The 12,476-nt window shown below is 62.7% G+C and carries 10 protein-coding genes (1 of these 10 only partly in view); 2 read left to right on the forward strand and 8 right to left on the reverse strand.

What is annotated here, in order from left to right:
- Positions 1-55 precede the first annotated feature (55 nt).
- On the reverse strand, positions 56-2,440 hold the full coding sequence (locus tag ACZ5RG_RS00690; protein WP_464447544.1) for a protein-disulfide reductase DsbD family protein: 2,385 nt from the start codon (positions 2,438-2,440) through the stop codon (positions 56-58).
- A 96-nt stretch (positions 2,441-2,536) separates the two neighbouring features.
- On the opposite strand from ACZ5RG_RS00690, the gene ACZ5RG_RS00695 reads away from it, so the two are divergent.
- Positions 2,537-3,364, forward strand: coding sequence for a creatininase family protein (locus ACZ5RG_RS00695; RefSeq protein ID WP_464447545.1), 828 nt, complete (start codon positions 2,537-2,539; stop codon positions 3,362-3,364).
- Between the two features lie 13 nt (positions 3,365-3,377).
- Here the strand turns inward: ACZ5RG_RS00695 and ACZ5RG_RS00700 are convergent, their stop codons facing one another.
- From ACZ5RG_RS00700 to ACZ5RG_RS00725, 6 genes are all read right to left on the reverse strand, one after another.
- The gene (locus ACZ5RG_RS00700) at positions 3,378-4,541 is read right to left on the reverse strand and encodes a hypothetical protein (protein WP_312260282.1); all 1,164 of its coding nucleotides are present in this window, start codon (positions 4,539-4,541) and stop codon (positions 3,378-3,380) included.
- Between the two features lie 86 nt (positions 4,542-4,627).
- Positions 4,628-5,302 (reverse strand): histidine phosphatase family protein, encoded by a 675-nt coding sequence (locus tag ACZ5RG_RS00705; RefSeq protein ID WP_298600966.1) that lies wholly within the window; start codon positions 5,300-5,302, stop codon positions 4,628-4,630.
- Positions 5,303-5,351: 49 nt separating this feature from the next.
- A complete protein-coding gene (locus tag ACZ5RG_RS00710; RefSeq protein ID WP_464447546.1) occupies positions 5,352-6,275 on the reverse strand; it encodes a PhzF family phenazine biosynthesis protein in 924 nt (307 codons plus the stop codon).
- 37 nt (positions 6,276-6,312) lie between these two features.
- Positions 6,313-7,509 carry an aminotransferase-like domain-containing protein gene (locus ACZ5RG_RS00715; RefSeq protein ID WP_315138377.1) on the reverse strand — a complete coding sequence of 399 codons (1,197 nt, stop codon included), beginning with the start codon at positions 7,507-7,509 and terminating at the stop codon, positions 6,313-6,315.
- Positions 7,506-8,450, reverse strand: a complete 945-nt coding sequence (locus ACZ5RG_RS00720; RefSeq protein WP_315138374.1) for a DMT family transporter — start codon at positions 8,448-8,450, stop codon at positions 7,506-7,508. Before ACZ5RG_RS00720 ends, ACZ5RG_RS00715 begins: the two co-directional genes overlap by 4 nt.
- 29 nt (positions 8,451-8,479) lie before the next feature.
- Positions 8,480-9,097 carry a LysE family translocator gene (locus ACZ5RG_RS00725; protein WP_464447547.1) on the reverse strand — a complete coding sequence of 206 codons (618 nt, stop codon included), beginning with the start codon at positions 9,095-9,097 and terminating at the stop codon, positions 8,480-8,482.
- A gap of 112 nt (positions 9,098-9,209) precedes the next feature.
- Here ACZ5RG_RS00725 and ACZ5RG_RS00730 point away from each other — a divergent pair, with 112 nt between their 5' ends.
- Positions 9,210-10,616, forward strand: a complete 1,407-nt coding sequence (locus ACZ5RG_RS00730; RefSeq protein ID WP_464448223.1) for an aminotransferase-like domain-containing protein — start codon at positions 9,210-9,212, stop codon at positions 10,614-10,616.
- A gap of 35 nt (positions 10,617-10,651) precedes the next feature.
- On the opposite strand, the gene ACZ5RG_RS00735 is transcribed toward ACZ5RG_RS00730, so the two are convergent.
- Positions 10,652-12,476 carry the 3' portion of an ATP-binding cassette domain-containing protein gene (locus ACZ5RG_RS00735; protein ID WP_464447548.1) on the reverse strand. It continues 101 nt past the right edge of the window, so 1,825 of the gene's 1,926 nt are visible here — the last part of the coding sequence; its start codon lies beyond the right edge, outside the window — the gene reads right to left on this strand; the stop codon is at positions 10,652-10,654.

Below are 12,476 nucleotides of genomic sequence, written 5' to 3' on the forward strand. Positions count from 1 at the left end.
CAGAGGTCTGCGCGGGCATTCGCGAGCATCCCCCACCCACAGCAGCTGTGCGCGGCTATTGGGGCAGCTTTTGCAGTGCCGCCTGCACCTCGTCCACGCTGGGCAACTCAGAGAACAGCACAACGGCTCGGTCTGGCGAGTACAAGGCATACACCGGCACGCCGCTTCGGCCCAAGTCTGTCAATGCTTGGGTGATGGCCGGGTCGCGTCGCGTCCAGTCGGCCCGCAACAGCACCACCTTGCGGGCCGCAAAGTCGGCCAACAAGGGCGCATGGGCCAGGGTGGTTTTTTTGTTGTACTGGCAGGTCACACACCAAGCGGCTGTGAAGTCCACAAACACGGAGCGACCCGCGGCCAGGTGGGCTTGTTGTTGCGAGGCGCTCCAGGCTTGCCATGGGCTGGTGTTGTTGTCCAGTTTGTTCACGCTGGCGCTGGCGCTGGTATTCGCCCCAGTGCTTTCAAGGGCGCTGACCGGGGATTCACGCAAAGCTAAGGGCAACCAACTGCTGCCAAGCCAGACCAAGACACTCAAAGCCAGCCCGCCCATGACCCAGCGGGTGCGGCCCGCCAAACCCAAGGCCCAGGCCAGCCAGGCCACGGTCAGCAACAAAGCCAACAGGCCGCTGGCACCATCAATGCCGGTTTGTTGTCCCAGCACCCACAGCAGCCAGATGACCGTGGCGAACATCGGAAACGCCATGGCCTGACGGAACACCACCATCCAGGCTCCGGGGCGTGGCAGTGCGCGGGCGATGCCAGGCCACACGCTGGCCGCCAGATAGGGCAAAGCCATGCCCACACCCATGGCGGCAAACACCATGAGCGCTTGCCACACGGGCAGCGCAATGGCCAAGCCCAAAGAGGCGCCCATGAACGGCGCGGTGCAGGGCGAAGCCACGGCCACGGCCAGCACGCCCGACAAACCGGCGTTCACCGTGGGGTGGCGGCTTTGCAGGGACGCCAAGCTGCTGGGCAGCATCTGACCAAACTCGAAAACGCCCGCCAGGTTCAAGCCCAACAGGGTGAACAACAGGGCCAAACCAGCCACCACAGGCGGCGATTGCAATTGAAAACCCCAGCCCAGTTGCTCGCCCGCTGCCCGCAGGCCCAGCATCAGGCCCCCCAGCAGCATGAAAGACAGCACCACGCCCGCTGTGTAAGCCAACCCGGCGGCGCGGTGTTGGGCATGCGCGGTGTCTGGTGATGCGTTGGTTTGTGCAAAGCCCAGCACCTTGATGGCCAGCACCGGAAACACGCATGGCATGAGGTTGAGCAACAAACCGCCCAGCAGGGCACCCAAAATGGCCAGCGTCAGGCTGAGCGCGTTGGCGGGCTGGCTGGCCAGGGGTTTGTCGGCGATGCGGGCGTTGTCGGCCAGGGCTTTGGCCAGCGCAGGTGATATTTCGACAGGCGCCAATGGCGGCCGTGCAGGCCAAGTGCCTTGCACGGGCGTGTCAATCTCAAAAGCCGGGGCCTGGGGTGCAGATTCCGGGCCTTGCGCGATCACCCAGCGCATGGTTTGCGGGTTGTCGCCGCGTTCTTCAGAAACCGGGATTTTGGCGTTCCAGACCGCGCCTTGCCAGCTTTGTGTCCAGCCTTTGCCCTGCGTTGCGGCGTTGTGCACCACGCTGGCCGTGACCGCAAAAGCGCTGAGTTGCTGGCCGCGCCATTGCGCTGGCAGGCCGTGCACGCGCAAGTTGAGTTGCTGGCCGTTGTCAGACACGGTGGTTTGTCCGCCCGTGATCCAGGTGCTGCCTTGTTGCAGCTGGGGTAGCCTCTGGGGGCTGAGCTTTCGGGTGGCTTCAAACAGCGCTGCTTGCTGCGCTTGGGAGGCGGCAGAGGGCAGGTTCAGTGCAAATTGCCCTTCTTGAGGAATGCATTCCTGGCGGCACACCAGCCATTCGGCTTGCAGCTGAATCGGCAGCTGACCCTGGCTCGGAAACTGGAAGTCTGCGCTCACCGTCACGGGCACGGCGAGCAGCAGCTTGCCTTCGTAGCCGTAGTTGGCCAGCGTGCCAATCGGGATTTTTTTAGGCAAAGGCCAGGCGATCTCGCCCGCCTGCAAGCCCGCAGGCAGCTGCCACTGCAAACGTGTGGGCAAGCCCGAATCACCGGGGTTTTGCCAGTAGGTATGCCAATGCGGTTGGTGCTGAATCTGCAGGCCCAGCCAGAACGTCTGTCCGGCTTGAATGCCCTGGGGTGCATGCACCAACAGCTCGGCCCGCACCTGGTCGGTGACGACCACGTTGCTGGCCTTGGGCAGCAATGCCGAAACGCCCGGGGCGCTGGAGGACGCGGCTTTGGACGAAAACAGCGAACTTGTTTGAGCCAGGCTGGGCTGGGTTGCACCTGCCAAGAGAAAAAGCAAGGTCAAGCCAAGCCAGGCGACCACCCCATGGCGAGCGGGCCAGTCACGAAAAAACACAAAAACCTTCAACATCAACTCCTGATTTCAGCCCCCATCACCGCAGGCGGGGGCCCTGAGAAGGGCACTGTACACCGCCCCGGCGTACCAAAGCTCAATTAAGATGGCCCCATGCAAAACCCTTCGCGTTTCTGGGCCGACTGGACCACCACCGATTTCCAAGCGCTGGCGCTGGACCGGGCCATTGCCGTGCTGCCCGTCGCGGCGACCGAGCAACATGGCCCTCACCTGCCGCTGTCGGTCGACACTGACTTGGTCAACGGCGTGGTGGCGGCTTGCTTGCCGCACTTGCCCTCCGACTTGCCCGCCTTGTTTTTGCCCACCCAAACGGTAGGCCTGAGTCCTGAGCACGCCCGCTTTGCCGGCACTTTGACGCTGAAGGCCGAAACCGTCATCCGACTGTGGACCGACATCGGTGAGTCGGTCGCGGCCAGCGGTATCCGCAAACTGGTCTTGCTCAATGCCCACGGTGGACAAGTCAGCGTCATGGACATCGTGGCGCGTGACCTGCGGGCCCGGTTGGGCATGCTGGTTTACAGCGTGAGTTGGTTCAATTTGCCGCTGCGAGATGCGCAGGGCGGCGATGTGAACGCGCTGTTCAGCGCCGACGAACACCGCTTTGGCGTGCACGCGGGGGATACCGAAACCTCGATGATGCTGGCGCTGCGCCCCGAGTGTGTGCGCATGGACCAAGCGCAAAACTTCCGCTCCACCTCGCAAGACCGCGCTGAGCGTTTCGAGATTCTGGGCAACGGCAAAAGTGCCAAGCTGGGCTGGCAAATGCAGGATTACAACCGCCACGGTGCTGCTGGCAATGCGGCCGCCGCCACCGTGCAAAAAGGCCAGGCATTGTTGGACGCCTCGGGCCGGGCCTTGGCGCAGTTGTTGGGTGAAATTGATCGGTTGCCTTCCGACACGCTGACCGATCAGACCGGCTGAGCGGGTCGGGCGCTCAGAATGTGGGCGGCACCAGTTCGCAGTGGTCGCGGCTCACGCTTTTGGGGTATTCGCGGGTGGTGTCGATGCAACCGCCTTGTGCATAAACCCCTTTAGGGTCGCGCATGCGCAGCATGCGCTCCAACACTTTGGCGGTGGCTTGGGGGTTGGCCTGGGTTTGGGTCACATGCGCCTCCACCACCGATTCATCCATTTGCAGCTCGCCTTGGGCATCGGTGTAAACGCCGTCTTTCCAGTGGAAGATTTCGATGGCTTTGGACTCTAGCGTGAAGGGCGTGTCGCGCTTCCAGAAGTTGCTGAACAAGCCGCTGCCCATGTACATGACCCAAGAGCCCTCGTAGCCTGTGACGTCGGATGAGCGCTCATCCGGGTTGCGAAACCACAGCCGATCGCCGGGTACATAAAAGCGGGCGGGCAAAGGCGCATCCATGCTGCCGTACTCGATCAGATAGACCTCATGGAATTGACCCGAGCGCACGGCATGGACTTCATTGAGGCTTTGCAACTGGGCCAGCAGTTCGGGATGCGCTGTTTTCAGCTCTTGTGCGATGCCCAGCAAGATCACGTACTCGGTGGCCCGGTAGCAAGAAAAATCGTAGAGTTTTCCCGTGGCGTCGGGTTGTGTGGCTGCGGTCAGCGCATCCACCAAACAGCGGCCGGGTTGGAGAATGAAGCCCGCATCGTCACCGCCATCTTGCCAATAGGCCTGAGGCCGTTCGGCCGCTTCGGTCTTGAAGGCCAGCGTGGTTTTTCGGGCGGCCAGCGCCATGTTGCGCCGCACCCGGATGTGCGATGTCAGCGATGCCAGGTTGGCAAACTGAAAACGGTGTGGCGAGCCCAGCAAGGCCACCCAGATTTCTCGCTCTAAAGCCCACGCTTTGTCGGTGTTCTGGCTGTGGCCGAGTCGGTCGTGCAAGGCCAAGGTGTCGTGCCCGGGCATGCAGTGCTGTCGAAATTCAGGCCGCAGGTTGCAGATCAGGGCAACTTGGGTGCCTTGCATGGGCACCACCAAGGTTTGAACCGCCGAGGCCAGCGCCCAATTGTCCAGCAGCGCCGTCAACTCACCCGCCAGCTGGTAGGCGTCAGCAGCTTGTGTGGTGGTGAGCTGGATGCCACCCTCCAAAGACTTGAGGGCCAACCAGGCGGTCGAACTGTTCATCGATTTATTGTGCCCGCAAACCGAAGGGGTTTTTCCTAGGGAATGTACCTGTGGCAAGGCACTTGGCCGCAAGCGCACCCCACGTTTCAGGCGAACGTGATCCAGCCTTTGTGTGCGTCGCTGTCCAGATGCGGCAGGGTGTTGTAGGTCAGCAGCATGTGGCGCTTGGGGGTGAACACGAATTCAGTCAGCGCCGTGTTGCGGATGCGCAGGTTCAGCTCGATGGTGGTCTCGGGCGGTGTGCCCAGCACACGGCCCACTGCGGTCGAGATGGGGCCACCGCTAGAAACGATCAGCACAGCGCCCGAATGGTGTTGTCGCACATGGTCCAGCGCCGCTTCGATGCCGCCCACAAAGTGGGCATAGCTGGGCATGCCGCGTGGTTGCGTGCGCCCGGCCATCCAGGCCTGCAGGGCGTCGCGCAGCAGGCGAAAGTGGTGGCGGTACAGCTCGGGCGTGTCGGGTTTGGCCAGGGGTTCGGGGTGGATGGCCTCGATGAGGGCGTGGCTGTCGTATTCGTTCAGACCCGGCCAGACCGAAGGCGTGTGGTGCAGACCTGCGCCTTCGGCAATGCCTTCCCAGGTTTGGCGGTGGCGCTTCAGGCTGCCCATCATCACGGCCTCAATGGGCTGGCCTTGCAATTTGGCCCGCAGGTATTCGCCCAGACGCACCGATTGTTGGTGGCCCAGCGGGCTGAGTTGATCGTAGTCATCGGCCCCGAAAGAGGCTTGTCCGTGGCGGACCAAATAGAGTGTTCCCATGGGCTGCCATTGTGCGCAGCATGGGCCTTTTCGGCTGTCGCTGGGGTGATCAGATCGTCACCGAGCCCTCGATGCATCCGACCACATCGCCACCCACCCAAACCTGCCCTTGTGCGTCTTGCGACAAGAACACCTGCCCGGCGCGACCCAGCACCGTACCTTGGCGGGCGCTGTACGCCGCTGGCATGTGGCCATCGGCGATCAGCCATTGCGCGAGCGATGCATTAAGGCTGCCTGTCACCGGGTCTTCTGCGATCCCGACAGGGGCAGCAAAGGCGCGCACCTCCAGACCGGTCGGGTCGTTGGGGATGCGGGTTGAAGCGGCAAAGGCGCGGGCTTCGCGGTTGGCGCGGCGGATCAGGCCACCTGCGTCGGCTTCGCGCTTGGCCGCCACGCCGACCTTGGTGTTCAGGCGTTTGAGCGCCGCATGGTCTGGCTCCAGTGCAAGCAAACTGTCCACCGAGTCGATCAACAGGCCCATCCAGTGCGGCCCGTTGTTCAGGTCTTGCGCGGCCAGCACTTCGTTGGCATGCAGGCCCAGTGCCACCAGCACATCGGCCAGCAGCGCTGGCGCGGGTGTCTGGCGTTGCAAAGTCGGCGCTGCAAACGCCCAACGCCCATCGACCGATTTCAAGGTGACCAAACCCACGCCGCACTCCTGCACCAATTGACCACTTTGCCGGGGCTGGCCGCCAGCTTGTCGCCAGGCGTGGGCCGTGCCCAGTGTGGGGTGCCCGGCAAAAGGCAATTCGGCGCCGGGCGTGAAGATGCGCACCCGGTAATCGGCACCGCCTGCGGCCCCTTCGGGCGTGGGCGGCAGGACAAAAGTGGTTTCGCTCAGTTGCGTCCATGCGGCAAAGGCCTGCATCTGCGCGTCGCTCAGCCCCTCACCGTCCAGCACCACGGCCAGCGGGTTGCCCAGAAAGGCGGTGTCGGTGAAGACGTCGACTTGTCGAAATGCGCGTTGTTTCATGGCGGTGGTTTGGGTTGATCTTGGGCTGGCGAGCGCTTTAAAGCGACTCGCGAATCGCAGCGGCCAGTGCCGCCATACCGGTGTTGATCTGGTCCACAGTGGCGGTCACGAAGGACAGGCGCAGGGTGCTTTCGTTGGCACCGCCTTCTTCGTGGGTGGCGTAGAAAGCCGAGCCGGGCACAAAGGCGACGCCCTTTTTGACGGCTTTGTCCAGCAAGGGAATGGCTTTCAGGCCTGCTGGCAATTGCACCCACAGGAACATGCCGCCGGCTGGGCGGTTCCATGTCAGGCCCAGCCCCGCCATTTCCCGGTCCAGTGCGGCCAGCATGGCTTCGCACTGCTGTTTGTACAGCGCACGGATGGTGGGCACATGGCGGTCAATGAAGCCGTCCTTGATGACTTCTGCCACCACGCGTTGGTTGAAGCTGGGCGTGTGCAGGTCGGCCGCTTGCTTGGCTTGTAGCAGTTTGGGGTAGAGCGCTTTAGGCGCAACCAGATAGCCCAGGCGCAGGCCGGGGGCCAGGATTTTCGAAAATGAGCCCAGGTACACGCTGCCGTCAGGGTGGCGCGAGCTGAGCGAGGGCGCAGGCGGTGCGTCAAACCACAGGTCGCCGTAGGGGTTGTCTTCGATGATGGGCAGACCGGTTTCGATGGCCAACTGGGCCACGGCAGCGCGGCGCTCTTCGGTCATGGTGCGACCGGTGGGGTTCTGGAAGTTGGGCAGCAAATACACAAAACGGGCTTTATCGGCCCCAGTGCCGACTTTGGCCCGCAGATCGGCGGCGTCCACACCGTGCTCGTCGCTGTCCACGCTCACCACGGTGGGCTCCATCGGGGTGAAGGCTTGCAGGGCGCCCAAATAGGTGGGGGTTTCGACCAAGATGCGGCTGCCTGCGTCGATCAGGATCTTGGCCACCAGGTCCAGACCTTGTTGGCTGCCGGTGGTGATGAGCACTTGGTCGGGGCTGACGTTCATGCCTTGCTTGAGCAGGTCTTGTGCAACCCATTCGCGCAAGGGCGCATAGCCCTCGCTGGCCGCATATTGCAAGGCGGCTTTGCCGTCCTGGCTGAGTACGCGTTCGCTGGCTTCGCGCATGGCATCAATAGGGAAGGTCTGGGGCGATGGCAGGCCGCCTGCAAAGCTGATGATGCCGGGCAGTTCGGTGACCTTGAGGATCTCGCGGATCACCGAGGGGTTCATTTTTTCGGCACGTTGGGCCAGGGTCCAGTTCATGTTGTGCTCCTTGAAACTGTGGTTGTTGGTGTGGCTGGTGTGCTGGCCATGCGCCGCCCCATGAAGACGGTCAACACCACCAGCAGGGCAAAGCCCAGCGTCATCGCATCCAGCGATTCTCCCAGCAAAGGGACGGCGGCCAGGATGGATATGAAAGGTTGCAGCAATTGGGTCTGGCTGACGCGCAGCGGCCCGCCCAGCGACAGACCGCGAAACCAGGCAAAAAAGCCCGCCCACATTGAGAACACGCCGACATACAGCAATGCCAGCCACGCGGTGGGGGCAATGGCGTGTTCGGGCCAGGTGAGCCAAGCGCCGGGCAAGGTGATGGGCAAAGCCATGACGCAGACCCAACTGATGACTTTTTCGGCCCCCAGACTGGCCGTGACTTTGGCCCCGGCCACATAACCCAGCGATGCGGCCACCACCGCGCCCAGCAGCAGGGTGTCGGCCCAGCTCAGGCCAACGCCGTAGCCCATTTGCATGGCGCGCAACACGCTGTAGACCGCCACCAGCGCGCTGCCCAAACCGGCAAACACCCAAAACCCCCAGCGTGCCCGCTGGTGCATGAGCCAGGCGGCTGCCGCTGCAGTGGCCAGCGGCAGCAAGGCGGTGATGACGGCGGCGTGGCTGGCGGTCACATGGCGCAGCGCCCAGCCCAGCAGCAAGGGATAGCCCACCACGTTGCCAGCCAACGACAGCCACAAAGAGCCGCGTTGTGCTGCTTTCGGCCAAGGTGCGCGAACGGCCAGCAGGTACAGCGCCGACAAACCACCCGCCAGCGCCGCGCGTCCGAAAGTGACAAACCAGGGGGACAGCTGCGGTGCGTCCACCGTGCCGGTGGCCAAGCGGGTCATGGGCAGGGTGAGGGCAAAAATCACCACGCCCAGCAAACCGAGCCAAAGCCCCCGATTTTCGCGTTGTGTGTGTGCGTCGGTCATGTGATTCAAGGCGTGAGTGGTGGTGCGATTCAGGCTGCGCTTTGGCGCAAGCCGTTCAGGATCCACAGCACTGTGGCCACCAGTGCCGCCGACATGCAGCGGTTGAACATCAACAAGCGGCGGCCATGCGCCAGCCAATGCCGCAGCATCGACCCCGCCACGGCATAGACCAAGTTGCTGACAAAACCATAGGCCACCATGATGGGCAAAAGCAGCAGCGTGCGCTCGGCACCGTCATCCCGACCGGCGATCCACCCGGCCACGATGGCCAGGGCCAGCATCCAGGCCTTGATGTTGAGAAACTGCAAACCCACGCCCTGCACAAAGCCCACCTGCAGTTTGCTGCTGTCGGCCTGTTGCAAGCTGCCGCTGCGCCACAAACGCGAGGCCAGCCACAGCAAATAAGCATTGCCCAACACCACGATGCCCCAACGCAAGGGCGGAAAGGCCACCACCAAACCGCCCAGGCCTGTTGCGCACAGGATGAACAAAATGCCCCAGCCCACCGGCACGGCCAGCACAAAGCGCATGGCGTGCCGCAAGCCGTGGTTGGCGGCCATGGCAGTCGACAGGGTGGTGTTTGGCCCGGGGGTGAAGCTGCTCACGGTGGCGAGCACCAAGAGGGCGCTGAGTTCAGAAGAAGTCATGGCTTTGAATGTAGTGCTGAAATGAGTACAGTACCAATACAGTTTGTGAGATCATTTTGGAAACTGTATCGCCCTGCCTGACCGCACACTTGTTGGAATGCCGCCCATGTCTTTGCTCAGCCGTGAATCCAGCCAGCCTCTGACCGAACAGCTCGCCCAGCGCTTTGTGGCGCGCATGCGAGATCAGTTGCTGGTCTCGGGTGCGCGTTTGCCTTCGGTGCGGCAGTGCGCCCAAATGCACGGGGTGAGCGCATCGACCGTGGTGGCCGCTTACGACTGGCTGGTGGCGCAGGGCTGGGTCGAGGCGCGCCCGAACCGGGGTTTTTTTGTACGGGACCGGACGCAGCGCATGCCGCCTGCAGCGTCCCTGGCCGCAGGCGCGGCATCCCATCCGCCGCCTGTGAATGCCGCCAGCCTGATTCGGGGCATGTTCCACCAACCCAGTGCCGAGCCGCAGCCGGGCATGGGGGTGTTTCCGCCGGACTGGCTGGACGCCGATTTTTTGTCGGCCGCTTTGCGCAAAGTGGTCAGCAGCCCGGCTTTGCGTGAGTCCTCTTTGCGCTACGGCGAGCCGCAAGGGGATACGGGTTTGCGCGACATCTTGTCGACAAAACTGGCCAGCATGGGCTTGCACGCCGCACCGGGGCAGCTGATCACCACGGTGGGCGCGACCCACGCGCTGGACATCATCAGCCGGACTTTGCTGCGTCCGGGCGATTGTGTGATGGTCGAAGAACCTGGCTGGGCCATTGAGTTTGCCCGGCTGCAAAACCTGGGTGTTCGCATCCTGCCCGTGCCGCGCCTCGAGACGGGCCCCGATTTAGAAGTGGTGGAACGCTATGCCCAGATGCATGCGCCCAAGATGATGGTCAGCGTGTCGGTTTTGCACAACCCCACGGGTTATGGCTTGTCTTTGCCGGTGGCGCACCAGTTGGTGAACCTGGCGCACCGCTACAACTTTCATGTGGTTGAAGACGATACCTACGGGCACATGGCCCCGGTGCATGCGGTGCGCTTGTCGGTGCTCGATGGGCTGCAAAAAACCATTTACGTCAGCGGCTACGCCAAGATCCTCGCGCCCAGTTGGCGTGTGGGCTACCTGGCGGCTCCGGCTGATCTGAAGGATGCGTTTTTGGACACCAAGCTCTTGTCCACGCTTACCACGCCCGTGTTGTTTGAAAAGGCGCTGGCGCTGTGTCTGGAGCAGGGTGCCATCCGGCGGCACACCGAGCGCTTGTCGCAGTTGCTGGACGCCGCCCGCAGCCGCAGCGTGAAGCTGGCGCTGGCGCACGGTTGCCAGTTTGTGGCACCGCCCCAGGGCCTGTTTGGCTGGGTCGATGTGGGCGTGGACACCGATCTGCTGGCCTTGCGCATGCACGACGCCGGCTACCTGCTGGCCCCCGGCTCCTTGTTCCATGCTGACCGCAGGCCGGGCTCGTTCATGCGGGTGAACTTTGCCAGCACGCAAGATGACAGGTTCTGGCGCGCCTTGGCCAAGACGCGTGCGGACCTGTTGTGACGCTGAAATTAAGCGTCTGATTTCAGCGCTTGCTCTCAGCGGTTAGAGAGGATTTCCCAGCGCTCCATCGCGGTCAGCAGCAGATCGTCGATCTCGGTATCGCGCCTGAACAGTTGTTGCGCCAGCCCAGGGTCGCGTTGGTAAACGCTGCCATCGGCCAGTTGCGCACGCGTGAGGGCTTGTTCTTTCTCCAGTGCCTCGATCTTGCCGGGCAGCTCGGCCAGTTCGCGTTGCTCTTTGTAGCTGAGCTTGCTGCGGGCCGGTGCGGCGGTTGCGGGCGCTGCAGGTGTGGGCGTTGCAGCGGTGCTTGTGGCTGTGGTGGCCTGCGGTGCGCTTGCACTGCGTTGCGCGGTTTGAGCGCGAATGGCTTGGGCGCGTTTGGACTGCACCAACCAGTCTTGCACCGAGCCTTCGTATTCGCGCCAGAAACCGGGCTGGTCTGGTGCGCTTTCGCAGGCGATGATGCCGGTGACCACGTTGTCCATGAAGGCGCGGTCGTGACTGACCAAGAACACGGTGCCTTCGTAGGTTTGCAGCAGTTCTTCCAGCAATTCCAAAGTTTCGATGTCCAAGTCGTTGGTCGGTTCGTCCAGCACCAACACGTTGGCAGGCCGCGCAAACAACCTCGCCAGCAGCAAGCGGTTGCGCTCACCACCCGACAAGGAGCGCACGGGCGACGTGCCGCGTGCGGGCGAGAACAAAAAGTCGCCCAGGTAGCTCTTGACGTGCTGGCGTTTGTTGCCGATCTCGATCCACTCACTGCCGGGGCTGATGAAGTCCTCCAGTGTGGCGTCCAGGTCCAGTGCATCGCGCATCTGGTCAAAGTAAGCCACTTCGAGTTTGGTGCCACGGCGCACTTCGCCGCTGTCTGCTTCGAGTTCGCCCAAAATCAGTTTGAGCAAGGTGGTTTTGCCCGCGCCGTTGGGGCCCAGCAGGCCAATCTTGTCGCCACGCAGCAAGGTGCCGGTGAACTTCTGGATCACGGTGCGCACCGAGCCATCGGGTTGGGTGAAGCTTTTGCTGACGTCGGTCAGCTCGGCCACCAGCTTGCCGCTCGGCACGCCTGAAGCCACTTCCATCCGAACATTGCCCACTTTTTCGCGGCGCGCCGCACGTTCGCCACGTAAGTTTTGCAGGCGTGTGATGCGGCTTTGGCTGCGGGTGCGTCGAGCTTCGACGCCTTTGCGAATCCAGATTTCTTCTTGGGCCAGCAACTTGTCGGCCTTGGCCTGAATCACGGCTTCTTGCGCCAACTGCTCTTCTTTTTGAATTTGGTATTGCGCAAAATTGCCGGGATAGGGTCGAAGCTTGCCCCGGTCCAACTCCACAATGCGGGTCGCAATGCGGTCCAGAAACGCCCGGTCGTGCGTGATGGCGATCACGCTGCCCTTGAAGTCAATCAACAGGTCTTCCAGCCAAGTGATGGCGTTCAGGTCCAGGTGGTTGGTGGGCTCGTCTAATAAGAGCACATCAGGACGGGTGACCAAGGCCTGGGCCAAGGCCACACGCTTGCGCATACCGCCGGACAGCGATTGCACCACCGCGTTAGGGTCCAGCTGCAGGCGTTGCAGCGTCTCGTCCAGCCGTTGTTCCCAGCCCCAGCCATCGCGTGATTCGATTTGACCCTGCAAAGTGTCCAGGTCCCCACGGCTGTGCGTGTAATCATCGATCCACTGCACCACTTCGGCCAAGCCTTCGCGCACAGACTCAAAGATCGTGTGCTCAGGGACCAAGAGCGGTTCCTGCGCGACATAGGCAATGCGAACGCCTTGCTGCAGGTGCAATGCACCATCATCCGGGCGCTCCATGCCCGCCAAAATCTTTAGCAGAGACGATTTGCCCGTGCCATTTCGACCAATC

It is taken from the genome of Limnohabitans sp. TEGF005 (genome assembly GCF_055394835.1).